Raw genomic sequence first — 23,965 nt, forward strand, 5'->3', positions numbered from 1 at the left:
ATGTCCAATCAGCCCCTCGAAACCAGCCGGGAAGACGCCAACGCCATTCGCGCCTTGGCGATGGACGCGGTGGAGAAATCCAAATCCGGCCACCCCGGCATGCCGATGGGCATGGCGGATGTGGCCAGCGTTCTGTTTCGGTCATTCCTGAAGTTCGACGCCGCTGATCCGCATTGGCCCGACCGGGACCGTTTCGTCCTTTCGGCCGGGCACGGCTCGATGCTGATTTACGCTCTCGGCTATCTCGTCGGCTATCCCGGCCTCGACATCGAGGATCTGAAGAACTTCCGCCAGCTCGGCTCCAAGACCGCCGGGCATCCCGAATACGGCCATGCGCCGGGCATCGAAACGACCACGGGCCCGTTGGGGCAGGGCCTGGCGATGGCGGTGGGCATGGCCATGGCGGAGCGCCTTCAGGCCGCGCGCTTCGGCGACGATCTCATCGATCACTTCACTTACGTCCTCGCCGGGGACGGCTGCCTGATGGAGGGCGTGAGTCACGAGGCCATCGATCTCGCCGGACATCTGCGGCTCGGCAAGCTGATCCTGCTCTGGGACGACAACGAAATCTCGATCGACGGGCCGACCAGCCTTTCGACCTCCACCGATCAGGCCGCGCGCTTTGCGGCGTCGGGCTGGCATGTCCAGAAGGTCGACGGGCATGATTTCGCCCAGATCACGCAGGCCATCGCCGCGGCGAAGGCCGACCCGCGACCCTCGATGATCGCCTGCAAGACCATCATCGGCTTCGGCGCGCCCAACAAGCAGGGCAAGGAGAGCGCGCATGGCGCGCCGCTGGGTCCGGCCGAAGTCGCGGCCTCGCGCGAGGCGCTGGGCTGGGGCCATCACCCGTTCGAAATCCCCGCCCCGCTCCTGGAAGGCTGGCGCACGGCCGGCCGGCGCGGGGCTCCGGCGCATGCGGACTGGAGGCGGCGCCTGGAGGCGTCGGGCAGGCGCGGAGAGTTCGAGGAATTCCTGAAAGGCGACGTCGCCGCGGATGTCGCCGGGCCTCTCGCGACCTTCCGGGAGGAGCTCGCGCGCGACAAGCCGAAGCTGGCGACGCGCAAATCCTCCGAGATGGCGCTCGGCGTCATCAACGGCGCGACCGGCGCCACCATCGGCGGTTCGGCCGATCTGACTCATTCCAATTACACCATAACCAAAGGCATGGGCTCGGTCGGGCCCGAGAGCTTCTCGGGCCGCTACATCCATTACGGCGTGCGCGAATTCGGCATGGCGGCGGCGATGAACGGCATCGCCCTGCATGGCGGCTTTGCGCCCTATGGCGGCACGTTTCTGGTCTTCTCGGATTACGCTCGCGGCGCGATCCGGCTTTCGGCGCTGATGAAGCTGAGGGTGATCTATGTGCTCACCCACGACTCCATCGGTCTCGGCGAGGACGGTCCGACCCATCAGCCCGTCGAGCATCTCGCCAGCCTGCGGGCTCTGCCCAATCTCAACGTCTTCCGTCCCGCCGACGCGATCGAAACCGCGGAATGCTGGGAACTGGCGCTCGCCGCCAAAGAGACGCCTTCCGCGCTCAGCCTTTCTCGCCAGAATCTGCCGACGCTGGATCGCCCGGTGAACGAAAATCTCTCCGCGCGGGGCGCCTATGTCCTGATCGAGCCGTCGGGCGGGCGCGACGTCACTTTGCTCGCCACCGGCTCCGAGGTGGCGATCGCTCTGGAAGCCGCCAGATTGCTGGACGTGCTCGGAAAGCGCGCCGCGGTCGTGTCGATGCCGAGCTTCGAGCTTTTCGCGGCCCAGCCCGCGGAATATCGCGCGCAAGTGCTGGGCTCGGCGCCGCGGGTCGGCGTGGAGGCCGCCGTGCGTTTCGGCTGGGACCGCTGGCTGGGCGAAAATGGAGTTTTTGTCGGGATGAGCGATTTTGGCGCGAGCGGACCCGCCGAAGCGCTTTATGAGCATTTCAATATAACGCCGCAGACTGTGGCGCAGGCCGCCGCCGCGCTACTTTAACAACAGGCCGAACGGGAGAGGATTGGATAAGATGGCGCTCGTCACCTTGCGACAACTGCTTGATCACGCCGCCGAGCACGACTACGGCGTGCCCGCTTTCAACATCAACAATATGGAGCAGGGGCTCGCGGTGCTGGAGGCCGCCTCCTCGGTCGATGCGCCGGTCATCATTCAGGCGAGCCGCGGCGCCCGCTCCTACGCCAACGACATCATGCTCGCGAAGATGATCGAGGCCCTGGTCGTCATGTATCCCGACATTCCCATCGTGATGCACCAGGACCACGGCAACAGCGAAGCCACTTGCGCCAGCGCCATTCGTTTCGGCTTCTCCTCCGTGATGATGGACGGTTCGCTCAAGGCGGACGGCAAGACGCCGGCGGACTACGCCTACAATGTCGCGGTGACCAGGAACGTGGTCGATTTCGCCCATTGGGTCGGCGCCTCGGTCGAGGGCGAGCTGGGCGTTCTCGGCTCCCTGGAGACCGGCGAAGGAGAGAAGGAAGACGGTCACGGCGCCGAGGGCAAACTCAGCCATGATCAGTTGCTCACCGATCCGGCCCAGGCCGCCGACTTCGTCGCCAAGACCAAGGTCGACGCTCTGGCGATAGCGATGGGCACCTCGCATGGCGCCTATAAATTCACGCGCAAGCCCGACGGCGCGATCCTCGCGATGAAGGTGGTCGAGGAAATTCACCGCCGCTTGCCCAGCACGCATCTCGTCATGCACGGCTCGTCCTCGGTGCCGCAGGAGCTCCAGGACGCCTTCAACGCCGCGGGCGGCGAGATGCCGCAAACCTGGGGCGTGCCGGTGGAGGAGATTCAGCGCGGCATCAAGTTCGGCGTGCGCAAGATCAACATCGACACCGATTGCCGCATTGCGATGACTGCGGCGATCCGCGCCACGCTGGGCAAGAACAAGGGCGAATTCGATCCGCGCAAATATCTCAAGCCGGCGCAGGAGGCGATGGTCAAGGTCTGCAGGCAGCGTTACGAAGAATTCAACACTGCGGGACAGGCCTCGAAGATCAAGCCGATTCCGCTCGCCGAAATGGCCAAGCGCTATGCTTCCGGCCAGCTCGATCCCCACATCGCCGGAAAGTGATGAAGAACGGGCCCGCGGTTTTTTCGCCACGGGCCCGCGCGCAGCCCCGGAGCCTGCCGTGAACAACGACATCGTAATCGCGCCCTCCATACTTTCGGCCGACTTTTCGAAGCTCGGACAGGAAGTGCGGGACGTGGCGGCCGCAGGGGCGGATTGGATTCACCTCGACGTGATGGACGGCCATTTCGTGCCGAACATCACCTTCGGCCCCGGCGTGGTGAAGGCGTTGCGTCCGCATGCTGCGATCCCCTTCGACGTCCATCTGATGATAGAGCCCGTCGACCCCTATATCGGGGCCTTCGCCGAGGCCGGCGCCGACATCATAACCGTGCATTCCGAGGCGGGACCGCATCTGCATCGCTCGCTGCAGACGATCCGCTCATTGGGCAAGAAGGCGGGCGTTTCGCTCAACCCGGCGACGCCGGAGAACATCGTCGACTATGTTCTGGACGAGCTCGATCTCATTCTCGTCATGAGCGTCAATCCCGGCTTCGGCGGCCAGAGCTTCATACCTTCGCAACTCGCCAAGATCCGCAGCATCAGAGAGAAGATCGGGCGACGTCCCATCCGTCTGCAGGTGGACGGCGGCGTTTCGGTCGACACCATCGCCCGCGTCGTGGAGGCAGGCGCCGATACGCTGGTCGCGGGCTCGGCGGCGTTCCGGAGCGGCGACAGCGCGCGCTATGCTGCGAATCTGTCCGAGCTGCGCCGGGCCGCGGCCGCCGCCGGAGCGATCGAGGTGTGATTTTGCGGCGCAACGGCGCGGCCTCGCTGATGTAACACGCTTGTCACATTGCTGGGAGACACCCGCCCGTCGCGCGGGCGAGCGGGTTCGATCGAACCAGAATTCGAATGCGCGACCCGGATGTTGTCGAACGAGCATGTTCTCCTCCACAAGCCGCTTTGGGAGGGGAATGTGCGTCAAGGCGGAAAATGCGCATGGATCGTGGAATCGCGGTTGACTGCCCTCCTGCGGAACTGCGCGATCTCCTGACGCGCGTCGGCCGGCTGCGCGAGGAAGTGGCGAAGGACAGCGAGGCCCTGCAGGCCGCCTGGGGCGTTACGGCGGCGAACGAACCCACGCTCGCGGATATGCGCAACCTCGCCGATTATCTGGCTCTGCGCCGCCATGACCTCAGCGACCTTCAGCGCGAGCTCGCCTCCTTCGGATTGTCGTCGCTGGGCCGCAGCGAAGCCAGGACGCTCACGGCGCTGGACGCGCTGCTGGGGACGCTCACCAGGCTGTGCGGAGAGGGCGACGCTCCCTATCCTTCCAACCGGCTCATGCAGGCCGGCGAATCCGCGCTGCGAGCGGCCTGCGATCTGCTGTTCGGGCCGCTCGCGGCGGGGGCGCCTCACGCCCGGGTGATGGCCACGCTGCCTTCCGAGGCTGTGACCGGCGCCGAGCTGATCGAGCGCCTGATCATGTCCGGGATGGATTGCGCAAGGATCAATTGCGCCCATGACGACGCCGCCGCCTGGGCCAGGATGATCGCCAATATTCGGGCCGCCGAAGAAAAGCTGAAGCGCCCCTGCCGCATTCTCATGGATATAGCCGGCCCCAAATGCCGCATTGTCGCGGTGCGGGCGCCGGAGAAATTCCGCGCCCACAGGGGCGATCATTTCGTGCTCGCGGCCAGGGTCGACCCCGCCGCCAAAGGGCCGATCGCCATAGCGCCCAATTTTCCCCAGATCGTCGAGCAGCTGGAGATCGGGGCGGAGGTCTGGATCAACGACGGGAAGATCGGAACGCGCGTCGTCTCGAAAGCAAAAGGGCAGGTCGAGCTGGAGGTTTTCAGCGCGCGCGCCAAGGGGGAGCGCCTGAAGCTGGAGAAGGGGTTGAACTTCCCCACCACGGCGCTCAACCTGTCGCCGCTGACCTCCAAGGACTTCGCCGATCTCGATTTCGTCGCGGCTCATGCGGATCTCGTTGGATTCTCCTTCGTCCAGCATCCCGCCGACATCGAGCTGCTTCAGGATCATCTCGGCGCGCGCCGCGGCGACCGCCCCCCGCAGCCCATCATCCTCAAGATCGAAACGCCTCTCGCCCTGCGCAATCTGCCCAGGCTCATTCTCCAGTCCGCGCTGCACAATCCCACCGGGGTGATGATCGCGCGCGGCGATCTCGCCGTGGAGCTCGGCTTTGCGCGGCTGTCCGAGATCCAGGAGGAAATTCTCTGGCTTTGCGAGGCGGCCCACGTTCCGGTGGTCTGGGCGACGCAGGTGCTCGATAATTTCGTGCGCGAGGGCGTCGCCAGCCGGGCCGAGGCGACCGACGCCGCGATGGCCCAGAGGGCCGACTGCGTCATGTTGAACAAGGGCCCCTATCTCGCCGAGGGCGTGGCTTTTCTGCGCGACGTGCTGACGCGGATGGACCGGCATCACGCCAAGAAGTTTTCGCGCTATACGCCCCTGCACGCCTGGGATTAATTCGGCTGGGGCCTTTTGGCTTCCGGCGGCGCGGGGCGACAAGGGTGTTGCGAAGCGGCGCCGCCCGCATTAAGGGTAGCCGTGCTTCGCGCGGCGAGGCTATTGGGGCGTCGCCAAGTGGTAAGGCAGCGGATTTTGATTCCGCCATACGGAGGTTCGAATCCTCCCGCCCCAGCCAAATATCCTCAAAATCCGATACCTTGCGCGGCGCTTGGCGAAAGTCCCGCTTTACCCGGAGCTTTGCGTCACAAGCGCCGTCGCGGAGACCGGCGAACCGGGAGGTTCGCCTGGAAGAGCGAGGAATTCCCTCGCCGCCGTTTCAGGCCGGCTTTTCGCAATCCCCCCAAATTTTCGTTGCCGCCAAGCAGTTCATTACAGGTCGCGATCGGGTTCGCGCCTGGGCGGCTCGTTTAATACCGCTTCCGACTGATCAGTTCACGGCACGGCGAGCGAAGCGAAAGCGATCCAGAGCCGCGCCAGTTCTCCTGGATCGCCGCGGAGCTTACGCTCCTCGCGAAGACGGCGCGAAGCCGCTTCATTCAGCCGGAAACCGTTTAAGATATTCCGATCCGTTCTCCATCCTGCGAGAGCCGCCCGCCGCCAGGGCGCCGGGTCAATCGATATGCTCCAGAGGACGATCGATCGCCATGCCGCTCGACTGGGTCTCAAACAAGCGCCGATAGGCGCCGCCGGGCCGGCGCAGCAGGTCGGCGTGAGAACCATCCTCGACGATCCGCCCCTTCTCGAACACGAGTATGCGATCGAGCCGCTGCACCGTCGACAGGCGATGCGCGACGACGAGCGTCGTGCGCCCGCGCGACAGCTCTTCGATCGCCGCGCGGATATGAAGCTCCGATAGGGAATCGAGCGAGGACGTGGCTTCGTCCAGCACGAGAATCGGGTTATCCGCCAGGATTGCGCGCGCAATTGCGACGCGCTGCCGCTCGCCGCCCGAGAGCTTCACGCCGCGTTCGCCCACGAGCGTGTCGTAGCCGTCTGCGAGCCCTTCGATGAAAATATCGGCATGCGCACGGCGCGCCGCCGCCCGCATTTCCTCGCGCGTCGCCCCCGGGCGTCCGAATGCGATGTTCTCCGCAAGCGAGCGATGGAAGAGGACCGGATCCTGCGCGACGATTCCGATTGCGCGACGCAACGACGCGAGCGTGACAAGCGCTATGTTTTGCCCGTCGATGCGGATGGCGCCGCTCTCCAGATTATAGGCGCGCTGCAACAGCCGCACGAGAGTCGACTTGCCCGCGCCCGAGGCGCCGACGAGCCCGACGCGTTCGCCGGGCTCGATGACGAGGTCGAGGCCGTCATAGACGGGGCGCGCGGCGTTGGGATAGCGGAAGCGGACTTTGTCGAATACGATCCGTCCAGCCGTCACCTCGAGCGGAGCGGCGCCCGGCGCATCGAGCACATCCGGCGCCGCGTCGGCAAAGCGCACCACATCCTCCATGTCGTTCACGCATTTCTGGAAGTTGCGCAGGTGACTGCCGAAATCGCGCAAGTAGCCGTTCAGCAGGCCCTGCAGGCCGATAAGGCTCACAACGTCGCCGCTCGAGAGCCGCTCCTCCCGCCAGAAGCAGACGCCGGCCCCGAGCAGCGCAACCTGCACCGCGATCATCACCGCCGTCTGCGCGCCCTCAGCAACGCTGTCGCGATACCAGTTGACGCGCGCGGCATTGCGCCACTCGCGCATCAGCTGCGCGAAGGCTTGGTCTTCACGCGTCTCCGCCGCAAAATCCCTGACGACCGGATTGCCGGTGATCGTATCCGCCAGACGCGCCGCGACGCGCGAGTCGAGGGCCTGATTGGCTCGTCCCGCCGGCGCGACCCAGCCAAGCGACAGCGACACGGCCACGACGAGGAAAGTCGCGACTCCAAACGCGACGACGAGGCCCAGTTGCGGCCAGCGCCAGGCCAGCGTCGCTGTCGCGCCGAGCACGACGAGACAGGCCGGAACGAGGCCGAAGATCAGCGTGTCGCTCAACTGATCGAACGCCCACATGGCCCGTGTAATCTTGCGCACTGTGGCGCCGGCGAAGGCGTTGGCGTGCCAGTCGGAGGAAAAGCGTTGCACTTTTGCGTAGGCGTCGCGCGTCAGCGCTTCCATGCCGGTCGTGACGAGCGGCACGAGCGCGAGGCCGAAGGTCTTGCGGCAAAGGTGGAAGCCGACGACGAGCGCGATCAGCGTCGCGAGCGCCAGAAGAGGCGCGTCACCGCCGCGGTTCGAGTCGACCAGCGAATCGACGAGGCGGCCCGAAGCGATAGGGACGCTCAGGTCTATGGCGTTGGAGAGCAGGCGCGCGCCGAGAATCAGCGCGAAGAGCCGCGGCGAGAGCAGCCAATAGCGAAGGGCGAAGCGAAGAGTCGCCAAATGCAGCGAGAAGGACATGGGCGTTCCGTTAAAATGGAGAACAAAAGGCGCGGCGGAACTCGCAGGTTTCTACGAGCGGGCGCAGGCTTGCGACGAAACGATGGAGAAGGAAGCCGCGATGGCCTTGGCTAAATAAATCGCGAGGTGACGCGGGAGCGGCGCATATATCTGCGCAAAACAATCACGTCGGCGAGGGCTTTGCAGCGCACGTCATATCTGACCATGGCCAGCTCCATCGGCGAGGGCGTGATAACGTCTCACTCTACGTTAAAATCGAATGTTTTCGACGATCCGGGTCTTTAATTGAAGTCTATGGCGAAAAAATGACCTCTCCGCTTCGAAGAGCGTCTTACGTGGGGTTCACAAAGCCGTGGCGAAAATCGCCGGCTCTTCTCCCAAAGAGACGGAAGAGTTCAAGCAGAAGCTGTTGCAGCTCGACCGGATCAAAAGCGATGCTGGGGGGCGTCGGGGAACGCCAGGGTTCCTGGAATTTCTCCCGCGCCTTAGCCGTGGTCTTAAGACCATCGTACGACCTTAGTCCAGTTTACAGAGCCTGAACGGAGCGACAATATGCCGCCCGCTGGAGCATTTCTCGAGGCTTCCTCTGGAACCGCAGGGAATTTCCGCAACTTCGCCGAACCGGAGCGATCTTTATCGCTCCGCCGATCGGCGCACGGTCGAGCGGACAGCGCGAAAGATAAAGGGTCGAATTGGAGGCGGCTTTGGACCTATGCGCCGAAAGCCGGCCTCAATTCAAAGCATATCGAGCTTGGTTGCCTGAATCTGATTGAAGTTGGAGAGCGCGATGTCGGGGCGATTGCGATCTGGCGCAGCGGCTGTTCTGCTGTGCGCCGTGGCGGCTTTTGTGGTTTTGGCTCTTGGGCCCTCGGTTGCCCGGGCGGAGCTGGAGAGCCCGGCGGCCATGGCCGCGGGGGCTGGCGTTCTTCCCGGTGGCGCGCATTTTGCCGAGCCCCTTGTGGCGATGGAGCCTGGAAGCCTGATCGACGAGCGGCTTCTGGAAAGAGCGCTGGCGCGTTACGAGCGCCGCGCCGAAGCCGACGATTTTTCGGCGCTTACCCGATATCTCGCGCATCATCCTCATTCGCCGTGGGCCGTCGCGCTGCAGGTCAATCTGGGGCTCGAATACAAGCATTACGGCTATCTCTCCCAGGCGCTCGATGTGTGGGAGCAGGCCTGGCGGGAGGGCAGGGCGGCAACCGGCCAGTATCGCAAGGCGCTGGTGGATCGCGGCGTCGGCGAACTGGTCCTGCTTCACGCCCAGCTCGGCCATCGCGAGCGCGTGAAGGAGCTGCTGGCGGAGATCGGGGATCGCCCGGTCGCCAATCCCGGCGGCGAATGGGTGCAGAAGGCGCGCGAGAATCTCTGGGTGATGGAGAACGAGCCCAAGCATGTCTTTCTTTGCGGGCCGCTCGCGCTCAAATTCCTGATGATCGAAGAGGGAACGACGCCGGAGAAGGTCAGGTTCATCAACCTCTACCGCGCGGGTCCGCAGGGCGTGAGCCTTGCGGAGCTGGCGCGTCTCGCGAATGACGCGAAAGTGGCGCTGGCTCCCGTGTTCCGCGAGCCCGGCCAGCCAGTCCCGACGCATGCGATCGTGCATTGGAAAACAGGGCATTTTTCCGCGATTCTCCGTTCCGAGAAGGGCGGCTACATCGTCAAGGACCCCGTGCTCGGCCAAAATCCCCACTGGGTGTCCGCCGCGGCGATAGACAAGGAAGCGACCGGCTATTTTCTGGCGCCGCCCGCCGCAGTCGAGAACGCCGGCTGGCGCCGCGTCGAAGCCGGGGAAGGCGGCGAAGTCTTTGGCGCGGGTCCGGTCAATGGTCCAGATCCGAACAATGGCGGCCCGGGCGCCGGGGGCGACGGCGGCGATGGGGGAGATGGCGGGGGAGACGGTTCCGGCTGCGGCATGTGCAAATACGACATCGCCGAACTCGCGATCGCGGTCACGATGTCCGACCAGCCTATGCCATATAAGGCGCCTTTCGGTCCGTCACCCACCATCAAGCTCAGGTACAATCAGCGCGAAGCCAGTCAGCCCGCAGTGTTCGGTTACTTCAACATCAGTCCGAACTGGACGATGAGCTGGACCAGATTCATCCAGGACGACCCTGCCAACGCCGGGCAAAGCGTCATGCGCTATTTCCCGAACGGAGACTCCTGGAGCTATTCCGGCTTCAGCGCCGCGACAGGCGTCTTCGCGCCGGAAGAATCGGACGCTTCCGTCCTGGTGATGACCTCGACCAATCCGATCGTCTACCAGCGCCAGTTGCGCGATGGCGGGGTCGAAACCTACAGCCAGTCGGACGGCGCCGCGGGCTATCCGCGCAACGTGTTTCTCACCAGCATAACCGATCCGCAGGGCAATACGCTGCGGCTCAATTACACGATCTCGGGCGGGCATGTGCTGCTGTCGTCGCTGACCGACGCCACCGGCAGGAACACCACATTCACCTACGGAAGCACGGTCTCCAATCTCCTGATCACCAAGATCACCGATCCTTTCGGGCGCAGCGCGACGCTGACCTATGACGCCAGCGGGAGGCTGAGCTCGATAACCGACGTCGTCGGCATTACTTCGTCTTTCGCCTATGACGCCTCGTCGCTGGTGAACGCGCTCACGACTCCCTATGGGACGACGCAGTTCGTCTATGGCGGCACGGGCAATACGCGCTTTGTTCAGGTGACTGATCCGCTCGGCCTGAGCGAGCGCGAGGAAAGCCTGCAGCCGGCGCCGGTGGCCTTTTCAGATCCGCTGGCCCCGCCCAGCATGAATGTGTTCAACGCCTATCTCAATTATCGCAACAGCTTCCACTGGGACAAACATCAATATGGCGTCGCCGGCTGCACGCCGAGCGGCGGGTGCAATTACAACGCCGGGCGCAACACGCATTTTTATCACGACGCCCAGAACATCAACATCGAATGGTATCAGGTCGAGGCGGTCAAGCAGCCGCTGGAGACCCGGGTATGGTACAACTACCCAGGGCAGAGCCAGAACGTCAACAACGGGACATATGACCAGCCGAGCGCCGTGGGGCGGATCGTCGACGGCAGCGCGTCGCAGGTTTTGCAGAGGACCTACAACGCTTCCGGCAATCCCACCCAGGCTATCGATCCCGTCGGCCGCACCACCAACCTGACCTATGACGCCAATCTCATCGACCTCACGCAGGTGCAGCAGGTCGTCAATTCCACGCCGCAGACCATCGCGACCTATAGCTACAACAGCCAGCATCGGCCGGCGACCTATACCGACGCGGCGGGGCAGGTGACGCAATACGCCTACAACGCCGCCGGGGAGCTGACGAAGGCGACCTTGCCGGGCGGACTGGTGTGGAGCCTCTCTTACGACGCTCTCGGCCGGCTGACCGGAATCGTCAATCCGAAAGGCGCCACGCAGGCCAGTTATAGCTACGACGGTTTCGACCGCGTCGCCACCGCGACGGATTCGGAAGGCTATGTTCTCGCTTATGCCTATGACGCGCTCAATCGCATCACGAAAATCACCTACCCCGACGGCACGACGCGGCAATATGCCTACGACAAGCTCGATCTCGCTTCGGTCACGGACCGAGAAGGCCGCACGACCTCCTATAAATATGATGCCGATCGCCGGCTGATTTCGACGACCGATGCACTCGGCGCCGTGACGCGCTACGACTATTGGGAGAACGGCAAGCTCAAATCGATAACGGACCCCAAGGGCAATGTGACGAGCTGGACCATCGACGTCGAGGGTCGACCCGCGACCAAGCGATACGCCGACGGCTCGACGACGGTGTACAGCTACGACGACGGCGGGCGGCTGAAATCGGTGCGGGACGCGCTGGGTCAGATCAAGCAATACAGCTACACCCTGGACAATCGTTTCGCCACGATCGGCTACAGCTATCCGGTCAATCCGACGCCGGGGGTTTCATTCTCCTACGATCCTTACTTCCCGCGCCTTTCGAGCATGATCGACGGCAATGGCGCGACAAGCTGGAGCTATGTGCCGCCGGGAACCAACGGGGCGCTTTCGCTGCAGGGCGAGAGCGGTCCGATGGGGGCGGTGAACTACAGCTACGACGCTCTCGGGCGGGTGACGGGCCGCACTGTCGCGGGGACGGCGGAGAGCTTCCAATATGACGAGCTCAACCGGCTGATCGGACATATCGATCCGCTGGGGCAGTTTGCGCTGGGTTATCTCGGCCAGACCGGGCAGATCGCGAGCCGCGCGCAAACCGCGGGGGGCGTCTACCCGGCGCAGACCAGCTGGTCCTATCTCGACAATCTCGGGGACAGGCGTCTCGCCTCCATCGTCAACGCCGGAATGCGGCGGTTCGATTACGCGACGACAGTGGAGGGGCTGATCACGGGCGCGACCGAGAACAGGACGCGCCACTGGGGCTTCGGCTACGACGCCGACAGCCGTCTGACCAGCGCGAACTACTCCAACGGACTCGACTACCGTCTTGCGCTCGATCCCGTCGGCAATGTCGCCGGGTTCCGCAATGGAGCGCGGACACGAAGCTTCGCCTACAACGGCCTCAACGAGCTGACGCAGGAGACCGTGGGGGCGAGCGTGGAGAATTTCGTCTACGACGCCGACGGCGATCTCGTCTCGGACGGGCAGCGCAGCTATGCCTATGACGCGGAGAACCGTCTGGTCGGGATCGGCTATGCCGGCAGCAGCGCGACGACGAGCTTTTCCTATGACGGGCTCGGCCGGCGCACCTCGATCGTCGAGACCACGGCGGGCCGGACGCTGGTCAATCTCTATCAGTGGTGCGGGGCGCGGATCTGCCGGCGCAGCACGGCGACCGGATCGACTCTGCGGCTCTATTACGACGAGGGCGAAGCGCTGACCTCGAGCGGGCAGAACATCTATTACGGCCCCGACCAGATCGGCTCGACGCGCAATTACGCCGTGGCGAGCGCCAATGGCGCGACGGTGAAGGCGATCGACTTCGATCCTTTCGGAAATGCTCTGACCAGCCTGCCGCTGCCGCTCCCGTCCTCGCCGACGCCGGACTTCCTCTTCGCCGGAATGTTCCGTCACGGCGAAAGCTCGCTCTACCTCACCCAGTTTAGAGCCTACGATCCCCAGACCGCCAGATGGACGTCGCGTGATCCGCTGGGGGAGAAAGCCGACATGGGTCCCACCGGAGCGGGGGGCGTGACCAGCTTTGTGTTTCCGACGCCGCTGGGAAATCGACCGGTTCCGACGCAGTTCACGGCTTTTACAAGCCGGGAGGCCGCCACTACCGCCGGGATGGCGTCGGCTGTCCACATGCCGGAGCTTGCTGGCGTCGAGAGCAACCTCTTCTCCTATGCGTTCGCCGATCCTGTGAACGTAATCGATCCAACCGGCTTGGATGGGTGGCAGCCGGTAGGCGGCCTCTCAGGAATATACGCAGGAGCCTTTGCTGGCTTTGCACTGGGTGGGGGCCCGGTGGGCGCCATCATAGGCGGAATTGTTGGGGGCTATCTAGGTGGAACCCCTCAAGGAGGATACGGCGGGGGCAGTTGTTCTGCCGGGTCTGGAGGCGGTTCTGACGCCGGCGCCGGCGACGGGTCAAACAATGGCGGCGGAGGGGGGTTCCATTCTCATATGAACGGCATGTGATCGGAGGCAGGACAGCCTGGCCTAGAGACCATCAGGGGCGTCGGAGCCCGCAACTCAGCTTGCAGGACATATGGAGGGGTGAAATGTCGGAGCCTTGGGATTACCCCTACAAGCTCTTTCGCAGGACGCTGACGTTCGCAGCGCTGACGCTCGTAGCCGTCGCTTCAGCGAGCGCCGCGGAAGTCTCGCCCGTCAACTCCGTCGACCCCGGTCACGGCGCCCCCGCCGCGGCGGCGGCGGCGACGCGCAAAGTTGTTTTGAGCGCGCTGCCGAACGCCACGGAAGCGGAGTTGTTTCTTCGCCCGCGCGGCGTGCTCGGGCCGCTGACGGGCGCCTCCGCCGCAGAATACGCGCGGCGGAAAGCGATCGCCGCGAGCCGCGTCGGCCGCCCGCTCGAAGCGCCGAGGACCCCCACTCCGCCGACGAAGGTCGGTTCGGGCGGTCCTCAGCCGCTCACGCCCTCGCCCAAGGTCAGCTTCGCAGGCAACGGGCAGGCCGATTGCGCCGGCGCCACGCCGCCGAAGACGCCCTCCGATCAGGCGCTCGCGATCGGCGACGCCGCGTCGCCGGTGGTGCAGGTCAACAACGACTGTCTTTCGGTGTGGTCTCCGACAGGAACGCGTCTGCTCGGTCCCAAGACCTTGCAGAGCTTCGCCGGGCTCGCGGCCAACGAGGCGGTGTTCGATCCCCGCGTCCTTTACGACTGGTACAACCATCGTTTCATTCTCGCCTTCGGCGACAGCGATCTGGTCGGCGCGTCCTATTACGACATCGCGGTCAGCGCGACCGACGATCCGACCGGCAGCTGGTACGTCTATCGTTTCGCGACGCCGTCGCGCGGCAGCGCATACAATGACTTCATTCGATTGGGTCAGGACAGGCAGGGGGTTTATCTCGCCTCCAACCTGTTCAATCTCAGCGGCGGCGCCGTCGGGGCCTTTCTTTACGAAGAATGGGTGTTTCTGCCCAAATCCGCGCTCTACGCCGGAACGCTGGGCTCGAACTACTGGCATCAGTCCGGCATGCAGGCTTATGGCCTTTACACCGACTCGACGCAGCCCGCCAATGTCTGGAGCCCCTACGACAATCCCCGGGCGGAGTTTCTGGTCGGCTCGTTCAACATGAATTACGGCGGCGGGAACTGCGTCAACAACTGCAGCGGGCTGGTGGTTTGGGCGATCGCCAATCCTTTCGGCTGGATCAACGGCGGTCCCTCTCCGGAAGTGAGCTCGGTTTGCTGCGCCGGCACGAGCAGCTATTCCCTGCCGCCCAACGCCAGCCAGCCGGGGGCGCCGAACTCGATCGAGACGCTCGACGTCCGCATCACCGGGCAGGTGACATATAAATCGGGAGTGCTCCACGCCGCGCTGACGACCGGCGACACCACATGGTCGGACGTTCTGATCTACCGTATCCTGCCCTCCCTCACGAATGAAGACACGCGTTGCTCGGGACAATATCAGTTCTTGTGTCCGCAAATTGGCAACGCCTGGACTATCGAGGAAGCCAGGGCGAATTATAACGGCAATTTCGCTTTCTATCCGACGCCGCAGCCCGATCTCGAAGGCAATGTCCTCACCGTCTTCAATTTCTCGGGGCCGAGCTGCGCCATTTGCTATCCCGGCGTCGGCTTCGGGCTGAGCCGCGCTGCGAGCAACGGCGGATGGGCGGATTATGGCCTGCTGGTCGCGCCGGGCCAGGCTCCCTACAAATCCGTTTATTGGGGACGCTATACCGCCGCCGCTCCTCTCGGCGTGGGCTTTGTGAGCAATGGCGCCGTGGCCGTTCCGGGCGCCGGATTCGCCGGTTCTTATGTCGCAGCAAACGGCAATTGGGCCACGCAGATCGGCGACGCCGCCTATACGGCGCAGAGCCAGCCTTGATGCCGCCGACGGGGGAAGTGATGTTGATGCTTATTGAAACGACTTTGCTTCGTGCGGTTCTGAATGCGACGGTCGCCGCGGCCTCCCTGGCGATAATATCGCCATGCGCCGGCGCCGCCGAAACGTCGCCGCTCCAGTTCAGCGTCGAACGCAGCGCGGCGGCGCCAGCGCCCGTCGCGGTCCGCCAGATCAGACTGAACGCGCTGCCCGACGCCTCCGCCGCGGATATGGCGGCTCGGCCGCAGTTCCGGGTCGGCCCTCTGACGGGCGCCTCGGCCGAGGTCTTCGCCGAACGCAAGGCGCTCGCGGCGAAGGGGGGAGCTCCAGCGCCGCGCGCCCAACCGGACGGCTCCGCAACCGTAAGGCCGCCGGTCGAGCGGCCGGCGGGAATTGCTCCTGCAAGCGCTCCCATACAAACCAGTTTCGCCGGCAACACCGAAAAGGATTGCGCCCGCGCGGCGCCGTCCGATCAGGCGCTCGCGGTCGGCGACGGCAGCGAACCAATATTGCAGGTCAATCAGGATTGCGTCTCGGTATGGTCCCCGAGCGGAACGCGGCTGCTCGGCCCCAAAACATTGCAGGCTTTCGCCGGATTGCCGGCCTCCGCCTATGTGTTCGATCCCCGCGCGCTCTATGACTGGCACAATCATCGGTTCATTCTGGCGTTCGGCGACAGCGATCTCGTCGGCAGCAGCTATTACGACATCGCCGTGAGCCAGAGCGACGATCCTACCGGGCTCTGGAGCGTCTGGCGTTTCCCCACTCCGAGCCAAAGCCAGGTCCTGAACGACTTCATACGTCTGGGGCAGGACAGGCAGGGCGTCTATATTGCTTCGAACCTGTTTCCGATGATGGGCTCGTGCTGCGGCTCCTTCCTGTGGGAGGAGTGGGTGCTGCTGCCGAAGTCGCAGCTCTACTCGGGCGGCCCGCTCAGCTATTGGTATTTGTCGGGCATCCAGGCCTACAACCAGTATACCGACTCGACCCAGCCCGTTAACGTATGGAGTCCCTACGACAATCCCCGCGCGGAGTTTCTGGTCGGTTCGTTCAACATGAACTACGGCGGCGGCAACTGCGTCACAGGCTGCGGCAATCTGTTGAACTGGGCAATTTCCAACCAGTTCGGCTGGCTGAACGGCAATCTTTACCCGCCTGTGGTTTCGGCCTGGGTCAGCGGCTCATTCACTTATTATCTGCCGCCCAACGCCAGCCAGCCCGGCGCGCCGAATTCGATCGACACCTTGGATACGAGGATCACGGGCCAGGCGACCTATAACAGCGGCTTTCTTTACGCCGCGCTCACGACGGCCGACAACAGCTGGTCGGATATTCAATCCTACAGAATTGCGCCGATGCTCGGCAATGAAGATCCAAATTGTGCGGGCGCGTTTGCCGGCGATTGTCCCCGTATGATCGGCGCCCTGACCGTGGACTCGAAATACATCAGCGGAAACGGCAATTTCTATTACTACCCGACGCCTCAATCGGATTTGGAGGGCAATGTCACGGTCGTCTACAATTTCTCCGGCCCGAGCTGCGCCAATTGTTTTCCGAGCGTCGGTTACGTGACCGAGCGCGTCACCCAGCCCAACCAGACCTTCTATGACAACGGGCAGCTCTTCGGAACCGGCGCGGCGCGCTATCTCCAGCCGGCGTGGGGCAGATATACTGCCGCGGCCGCGGCGAAGCTCGGTTACGGAACCGGCGGCGTCGATACGCCCGGAATTTGGGTCGCGGGCGCCTTCGCCAAGCCCGATGGAAGCTGGGCGACCCAGATCGGCTATACCGGATTCACGACCCCGAACCAGCCATGAGGCGTAGAGCCCTGCCGCGCAAAATGCGGGCAGGGCTCTATTTTGCGCCAGGAAAAGCGAGCGCCAGGCTTGCGGTTTTGTGTGCGATTGGCCGACGATGCACGATCGAGAAGACCGTCGACAAACGCCCGGGCGCTTCCTCCAGAAGGCGACGCCCGGTAGCCGATCGTGGTGACCGGCGCGCAATTTCGCGGCGGCCACGCAAAATTTGGAGTGCGCCCCATGAGCAGCGCAGAGCCGTCCGCGTCCTGCGACCGAATCCGCGCCGAGCAAATCAAGATGCTCTACCGGATCGGGCCGGTAGGTATCGCGGGCGCCGCGGTTGCGGCTGTTTTTCTCGTGGCGGCCCTGGCGTTTTCCGGTCGCGCGCCGCCGCCCGGAAATGAAATATGGTTGGCGTCCGTCGCGATCGCGGCGCTGTGTCATCTGCTTCTGTGCCGGCGCTATTGGCGAGCGGCTCCGGCCGTCGGGGCATGGCGGCCATGGGCGCGATCATTCGTCGCGTTCAGCGCAATCGAGGGAATGCTTTGGGGCGTCCCTGCGTTGGCGCTGACGGCGCGCGGGGAGCCCGATCAATATCTTCTCACTCTCGTGGTCGCCACCAACATCGCTTCCGGCGCCGCGCTGGCCTTCGGCAGCTATCTTCCAGCCTTCTACCTGCTGCTCTTTCCGGCCATAACGCCTTACGGAATCGCGAGCCTGTTCAGGGACAATCCGATAGATGGCGTCATCGCGCTGCTTGTGCCCGTTCACATCGTCGCTTTTTCGGCTCTCGCCGTGCGAGGCAACGGCAATTTTACCGAGGCGTTGCGGCTGCGCTTCGAGAATATGGACCTCGCCCGCGAGCTGCTCGGAAAAAAGGAGGCGGCCGAGCAGGCCAATATCGCCAAATCGAGTTTTCTCGCCGCGGCGAGCCACGATCTGCGCCAGCCGGTCCATGCGCTGGGAATGTTCGTGGGAGCGTTGCAGGCCCATCCCATGAATCATGAGATGCGCCGCCTCGTCGAGCAGATCGGCGGCTCGGTGAGCGCGATGGACGACCTCTTCAACTCGCTGCTCGATATCTCTCGGTTGGATGCGGGCGTGGTGGAGCCTCGCATCGAGACCTTTCCGATACAGCCCGTACTTGCGCGCGTCTGCAGCGATTATGAGGCGGAAAGCCGGGAAAAGCGCGTCCGGCTGGTTCTGCATCCATGTTCGGCGATCGTTCGCACCGATCCGATTCTCATCGAGCGCATCCTGCGCAATCTGGTCTCCAACGCCGTGCGCTACACCGACCAAGGCCGCGTCGTCGTCGGCTGCCGATTGAGAAACGGGCTGAGCGTCGAGGTATGGGACACCGGGCGTGGAATACCGGCGGAACGACACAAACAGGTGTTCCAGGAATTTTATCAGCTGGGAAACCCCGAGCGGGACCGCTCCAAGGGCCTCGGCCTCGGTCTCGCCATCGTGCACCGGCTCTCATCCTTGCTCGGCTGTCGTGTGACCCTGTGTTCCCGGGAAGGCAAGGGGTCGGCGTTCAAGATCGAGGCGCCGCTCGCGCACCGGGGATTGCGTTCGGCGGCTCCCGCTCGTGAAGCGCATGAGGGCGCGACGGCCTGCGGTCTGATCCTCGTCATCGACGACGAAGCCGCAATCCAGCAGGCGATGACGAGTCTGCTCGCGGGCTGGGGCCATGAAGTCATCGCCGCCGGCTCCTGTGCGGAAATGCTCGAACGCGTCGCCATATGCCCTTTGCGACCCGATCTGATCATTTCCGATTACCGCTTGCGCGCGGGAGAGAACGGCATCGCCGTCGTCGAGCGGCTCCGGCTAGAATATAACGACGATATTCCCGCCATGCTGATCACCGGCGACACGGCTCCCGATCGCTTGAAGGAGGCGCAAGAGAGCGGTTTGCTCTTGCTTCATAAGCCCCTCTCGAATGGCAAGCTCAGAGCGGCGATCCGCAATCTCATGCAGACTTCTTCGGAGCCGAAATTCTGATCCTCCGCGCCTGCAGCCGAGAGTCTAGAAAAACCCCAAGTCTTTGGCCACGGCTATCGCCTGGGTGCGGTTCACGACGTTCAGGGTTTTGAAAATCGAGGTGACATGGGCCTTGACCGTCTTTTCGGAGAGCCCGAGGCGAAATCCGATCTCTTTATTGGGAAGCCCCTCGCACACCAATGTCAGCACCTCGATTTGGCGTTCGGTCAGGCGTGAGCCGGCGTTGGTCCTGGTTTGGGTCGTCGCAGCTCCGGTCTCGCTGAGGAGCAACGTGGGAACATAGAGGTTGCCTGCGAGCACGAAGTGCAAGGCCGAGAGCAGAGTCTGCGGAGGGGCCGATTTTGGAACGTAACCGAGGGCGCCCGCAGCCATCGCGCGCCGCACATCCCTCGGATCTTCGGACGAGGACAGCACAATGACCGGCAATTGAGGGCGTCGCCTGCCGAACTCCTGGATAGTCTCGATTCCGCCGATTCCCGGCATCGAGAGATCCAGGATCACGCCGTCGAGGTCCGGATGCGCCTCGGCGATATTCAATCCTTGCCCGCTTTCCCCCGCCAACAGGATCTCGGCGCCGGGTTCGACCTGCCTCAGCAAGGCCGCGAGCCCTTCGCGCATAACCGGGTGGTCGTCGATAATCAAAAGCTTCATGGCGATCATCGCTTGCTGGACAGACAGGTCGTCCGGTAGGCGTCGAGACCGATCGGGCGACAATAATCCAATTTACAAAGCGCCGTCCAAGCATAAATATCACAGGCGCCGCCTGGAGCAGCAGCAGCTCCGGCGGGGTCGAAGCCCGTTCAACCACAGATGGCGGCGATTGCGATTTCGCCTCCGCCGGCTCCGCTCCTGCGCCGATGCTTCGCGTGAATTTCGCAGGGGCTCCGAGATTCGAGAAAAGCCTGAAAATATGCGCCGGGAGCTGGCCCCAGATCGCGGCGAGAGACGCCGGGAAGCAGCGATTCACGGAAATCCGAAATGCGGAAGACACTGGCGATCACGCATGTCGCCTTCGAGGATTTGGGCACATTGGGTTTGGAGCTCGAACGCGCGGGCGCGCAGATCGAGTTCCTGGATGCTTCGACTAGCGACCTTCGAAGCGTCGATCCACTGGATGCGGAGCTGATGGTCGTCCTGGGCGGCCCGATCGGGGTCTATGAAGCCGAGGCATACCCTTTTATCGAAGACGAGATAGGTCTTCTGCGGACACGGCTTGCCGCCAGGCGCCCGACGCTCGGCATATGTCTCGGAGCCCAGTTGATCGCCGCTGCCGCCGGGGCCCGGGTTTTCCCCGGAGCCTGTGGAAAGGAACTCGGCTGGGCGCCCTTAACGGCTGGACGGGATGCGGAACGCTATCCAGCCTTCGCTCGGTTGCTCGCCGATGCGCCTTCCTTCCTTCATTGGCACGGCGACACCTTCGAAGCGCCCGAGGGCTCCATGCATCTTGCTCAAACGTCCCGGTATCCAAATCAGGCGTTCGCGCTGGAGCATTACGCTCTCGGACTGCAATTTCATCCGGAGGTCACCGCGGATAGTCTCGAGCGCTGGTATGTCGGTCACGCCTGCGAACTGGCGAACGCCAAAATCGATGTCGTCGAACTTCGCAGGCAAGGCCGGCTGTGGGCGCCAAAGCTCGAATCCGCGGCGCGACTATTCTGGCGGAGCTGGATCGCTCAGGCTTTCAGCAGTTGAATGGACTATGAGCCGACGCCGCCCGGGAAACTGAAGCGAGCCTCGAGATCCATTTTGCCGGTTATCGACCAAACAGCGGATACGATCGGCGAGGCCGGTTCATTGTCGAGGGCGATAAGGCCGATCGCCCGGTTGAGCTCAGGGGAAAGGGGTATCGCGATCAGCTCTTCCCGCATCTCGAGGAGCGCAAGCAGGCTGTGAGGCATGATGCTGTAAAAGTCCCCGCATCTCACATTCGAGTATAGAGCCAAAACGGAATCCGTCTCGACGATCGCCACGGGATGCGTATTCGCCCGCCGGAACGCGGCGTCGATAATGCGCCGATTCTGCATGTTCCGGGTGAGGAGGCACAGCGGCAGCTTCGACGCCTCCTCCCACGAAATCGACGCGATATTTCCCAGACTTCCCGCGTCACGCGCCACCAGAACATATCGCTCGCGATAAAGCGGCAATACGCGAAAGCGATCGAGCTTCTGATCTTCGAGATAGGTGATCCCGACATCCAGCTCGTATCTCTCGAGCTGGCGGATAATTTCCTCGTTGCAGAGCGAGCGGACGACTTGCCGCAAGTCGGGATAGGCGCGCCAATAGGGACCGGTCAGCAGGGACACGATCGGCATTGTGGTCGGGATGGCGCCCATGCGTAGCGCGCCACTGAGTTTTGCACGCGATAAAGAGGCTTCCTGTCTCAGTCCATCCCATGCGGCCAGCGTCTGGCGGGCCCAGGCGAGGATACGTTCGCCGTCTTCGGTGAACCCGACATATTTCTTTCCCCGCTCTACGATCGATATGTCCAGTTCCTCTTCGAGATGCCTGATCGCCGCCGAAAGCGCCGGCTGCGATACGCCGCAAGCCTCCGCGGCGCGAGCAAAGTGCTGTTCGCGCGCCAATGTCACCAGATATTCCAGCTGCCTGACGAACAAATCAGGATCCTCTCTTTCTCTCTCGTGCGCGCGCCATCGTTTATCGGATTTCAGTATGTCTTGTAGGGCAAAAATTTTCCGGACATCGAAATATTGACACGGTCGCCGTGAGGATCGCTCTCGCGGCTCAATTCCATCTTGAAGTCGATCGCGCTCATGATGCCGTCGCCGAACTCCTCATGAATGAGCTCCTTGAGAGTGATCCCATAAACGCTGACGAGTTCATAAAAGCGATATATGAGCGGATCGGACGGCGCGCCGGTCGACAGCGACCCCTTATGGGGCGGGGTCTGCAGCCAGAGGCGATCCTCCTCGGGCAAGCCGAATATCTCGCAGATCATCCCGGCCTGCTCGGCGTCGAAGGTCATTTGACCGAGACAGCCTGCCGTCACCCATTCCTTGCTCAGCCCGATCTTGTCCGCGACTTGAAACCATTTCAGGCCTCTCGCGGTCTTCGCTTCGAGGATGCGTCTCGTTGTGTCTTCGCGGCTCATCTTCGGTCTTCCCCGCACGGTTGCGTATGAAAAAGGCGAGCCCAACCGGCGTCCAACCCGCCTTTTCACCCTTTCGAGGTTACGCCTTTACGAAACGGGCCGCCTCTTCCGAGCCCTTGGTTGCGTTGCCTTCACTATAGGAGTGCGCGCCGACCCCGGCGAGCTTGCCGCCTTGGACGACAAGATATTCGTTTCGGATCGGGCGGCCTTCAAAATGGCATTCGAGAATTTCCCGCACGCCCGCCGCGTAGCGCGTCTGCGCCGAAAGGCTGGTGCCGGAAATATGGGGCGTCATCGCGTGATGCGGCATCTTGCGCCAGGGATGGTCCTTCGGCGCCGGCTGCGGGAACCACACGTCGCCGGCATAGCCTGCGATGCGGCCGTCCTCCAGCGCCTTCACGATCGCATCGGTCTCGACGAGCTTACCGCGCGCGGTGTTCACGATGTAAGCGCCGCGCTTGAAGAACTTCAGCGTCTTCTCGTTGACCATGTGCTCCGTTTCGGGATGCAACGGGCAGTTCAGGGTCACCACGTCGCAAACCTTGGCGAGACTCTCGAGGTTCGAATGGTAAGTGAGGTTCAGCTCCTTCTCGACGTCTTCCGGCAGCCGGTGACGGTCCATATAGTGCAGACCGACATCGAAAGGCTTCAACAGGCGCAGCACGCGCAAGCCGATACGGCCCGCCGCGACTGTGCCGACCTGCATGGCTTCGAGGTCATAGGAGCGCGAGACGGCGTCGGCGATGTTCCAGCCGCCGTCGACGATGATCTTGTAGGAGGGGATGAAATTGCGCACCAGCGCGAGGATCGACATCACGACATGTTCGGCCACGGCGTTGCTGTTGCAATAGGTGACCTCGGCTACGGTGACGCCATGCTTCATCGCCGCTTCCAGATCGGTATGGTCCGAACCGATGCCGGCGGTCACTATTATCTTGAGCTTCTTCGCCTTGGCGATACGCTCGGCGGTCATATAAGCCGGCCAGAAGGGCTGCGAAATCACGATCTCCGCGTCGTGCAGCTCGCGGTCGAGCACGCTGTCGGCGCCGTCCTTGCTGGAGGTGACGACGAGCTGATGACCGTTCGACTCGAGATATTTACGTAATCCGAGCTCCCCCGAGACGCTGCCGAGCAGCGCGCCCGGCTTGAAATCAATCGCCTTAGGGGTCGGCAAGGTCTGTCCATCGGGATAGACTTTCGGCTGGGGAACATCGTCGCGAGCGTAGGTCTTCGGATAGCCGCCGATCGGATCGTCATAGAGCACGCAAACAATCTTAGCCATTTGGGTTTCCTCCTGTTTCTGGACGCCGGGCCGCTCGCCTGTGAGGGAAACCGATCGCTCGGGGGCTTGCGGGGTCGCCCTCATATTTTGCGGCGGCGTCGCTCGAATAGGTAAACGCGCCTCCTTCAACGTCCATTCGTTTCGCGCAATGACATGATAGGCTGCAGTTATCGTTTCAAACGAAGGCCAGCGGCAGCGAGACTTGATCTTCGAAGGTAGAGAGCCGGGCCCGCGATTTCGTCCTGAACGCACAGAGCCGCAAGCGAGGACGACCGTGTGGTCTCGCTTGCGGCTCGATTACAACCGGATCGAGGGCAAATCAGCCAGTCCGAGAGGCGGTTCATCGACGGGGTAGGCGTCTTCACCGGCA

General features: G+C 63.3%; 14 protein-coding genes and 1 tRNA gene. 10 read left to right on the forward strand and 5 right to left on the reverse strand.

The features are described from left to right. The 5 genes from tkt (at position 1) to H2LOC_RS00270 (ending at position 5,687) form a co-directional block, all read left to right on the forward strand. Positions 1 to 1,977 (forward strand): transketolase, encoded by a 1,977-nt coding sequence (gene tkt, locus H2LOC_RS00250; RefSeq protein ID WP_136494565.1) that lies wholly within the window; start codon positions 1 to 3, stop codon positions 1,975 to 1,977. A gap of 31 nt (positions 1,978 to 2,008) precedes the next feature. Further along, complete coding sequence (gene fba, locus H2LOC_RS00255; protein ID WP_136494566.1) at positions 2,009 to 3,079, forward strand: class II fructose-bisphosphate aldolase; 1,071 nt, start codon at positions 2,009 to 2,011, stop codon at positions 3,077 to 3,079. A 58-nt stretch (positions 3,080 to 3,137) separates the two neighbouring features. Then, complete coding sequence (gene rpe / locus H2LOC_RS00260) at positions 3,138 to 3,824, forward strand: ribulose-phosphate 3-epimerase (protein WP_246206919.1); 687 nt, start codon at positions 3,138 to 3,140, stop codon at positions 3,822 to 3,824. A gap of 194 nt (positions 3,825 to 4,018) precedes the next feature. After that, positions 4,019 to 5,509, forward strand: coding sequence for a pyruvate kinase (locus tag H2LOC_RS00265; protein ID WP_136494568.1), 1,491 nt, complete (start codon positions 4,019 to 4,021; stop codon positions 5,507 to 5,509). A gap of 103 nt (positions 5,510 to 5,612) precedes the next feature. After that, positions 5,613 to 5,687 (forward strand) — tRNA-Gln (locus tag H2LOC_RS00270). 435 nt (positions 5,688 to 6,122) lie between these two features. Here the strand turns inward: H2LOC_RS00270 and H2LOC_RS00275 are convergent. Beyond that, positions 6,123 to 7,907 (reverse strand): ABC transporter ATP-binding protein, encoded by a 1,785-nt coding sequence (locus H2LOC_RS00275; protein ID WP_136494569.1) that lies wholly within the window; start codon positions 7,905 to 7,907, stop codon positions 6,123 to 6,125. Between the two features lie 787 nt (positions 7,908 to 8,694). Between H2LOC_RS00275 and H2LOC_RS21880 the strand changes: the two genes are divergently transcribed. The 4 genes from H2LOC_RS21880 (at position 8,695) to H2LOC_RS00295 (ending at position 19,204) form a co-directional block, all read left to right on the forward strand. Next, complete coding sequence (locus H2LOC_RS21880) at positions 8,695 to 13,521, forward strand: RHS repeat domain-containing protein (RefSeq protein ID WP_136494570.1); 4,827 nt, start codon at positions 8,695 to 8,697, stop codon at positions 13,519 to 13,521. A gap of 83 nt (positions 13,522 to 13,604) precedes the next feature. Beyond that, positions 13,605 to 15,404: a hypothetical protein gene (locus H2LOC_RS00285; protein WP_136494571.1), complete on the forward strand. Its 1,800-nt coding sequence runs from the start codon at positions 13,605 to 13,607 to the stop codon at positions 15,402 to 15,404. Positions 15,405 to 15,424: 20 nt separating this feature from the next. Further along, positions 15,425 to 17,218, forward strand: coding sequence for a hypothetical protein (locus tag H2LOC_RS00290; protein ID WP_136494572.1), 1,794 nt, complete (start codon positions 15,425 to 15,427; stop codon positions 17,216 to 17,218). 222 nt (positions 17,219 to 17,440) lie between these two features. After that, positions 17,441 to 19,204, forward strand: a complete 1,764-nt coding sequence (locus tag H2LOC_RS00295; protein WP_136494573.1) for an ATP-binding response regulator — start codon at positions 17,441 to 17,443, stop codon at positions 19,202 to 19,204. 24 nt (positions 19,205 to 19,228) lie between these two features. Here the strand turns inward: H2LOC_RS00295 and H2LOC_RS00300 are convergent, their stop codons facing one another. Next, positions 19,229 to 19,855 carry a response regulator gene (locus H2LOC_RS00300; RefSeq protein WP_136494574.1) on the reverse strand — a complete coding sequence of 209 codons (627 nt, stop codon included), beginning with the start codon at positions 19,853 to 19,855 and terminating at the stop codon, positions 19,229 to 19,231. A 327-nt stretch (positions 19,856 to 20,182) separates the two neighbouring features. Here H2LOC_RS00300 and H2LOC_RS00305 point away from each other — a divergent pair, with 327 nt between their 5' ends. Further along, positions 20,183 to 20,896, forward strand: coding sequence for a glutamine amidotransferase (locus H2LOC_RS00305; protein ID WP_136494575.1), 714 nt, complete (start codon positions 20,183 to 20,185; stop codon positions 20,894 to 20,896). 5 nt (positions 20,897 to 20,901) lie between these two features. On the opposite strand, the gene H2LOC_RS00310 is transcribed toward H2LOC_RS00305, so the two are convergent. From H2LOC_RS00310 to H2LOC_RS00320, 3 genes are all read right to left on the reverse strand, one after another. Continuing rightward, positions 20,902 to 21,819, reverse strand: coding sequence for a LysR family transcriptional regulator (locus tag H2LOC_RS00310; RefSeq protein ID WP_136494576.1), 918 nt, complete (start codon positions 21,817 to 21,819; stop codon positions 20,902 to 20,904). 50 nt (positions 21,820 to 21,869) lie between these two features. Beyond that, complete coding sequence (cynS, locus tag H2LOC_RS00315; protein WP_136494577.1) at positions 21,870 to 22,313, reverse strand: cyanase; 444 nt, start codon at positions 22,311 to 22,313, stop codon at positions 21,870 to 21,872. 79 nt (positions 22,314 to 22,392) lie between these two features. Continuing rightward, positions 22,393 to 23,595, reverse strand: coding sequence for an NAD-dependent formate dehydrogenase (locus H2LOC_RS00320; protein ID WP_136494578.1), 1,203 nt, complete (start codon positions 23,593 to 23,595; stop codon positions 22,393 to 22,395). Between the last annotated feature and the right edge of the window lie 370 nt (positions 23,596 to 23,965).

The sequence above is a fragment of the Methylocystis heyeri genome, from assembly GCF_004802635.2.
GTDB classification, from domain to species: domain Bacteria; phylum Pseudomonadota; class Alphaproteobacteria; order Rhizobiales; family Beijerinckiaceae; genus Methylocystis; species Methylocystis heyeri.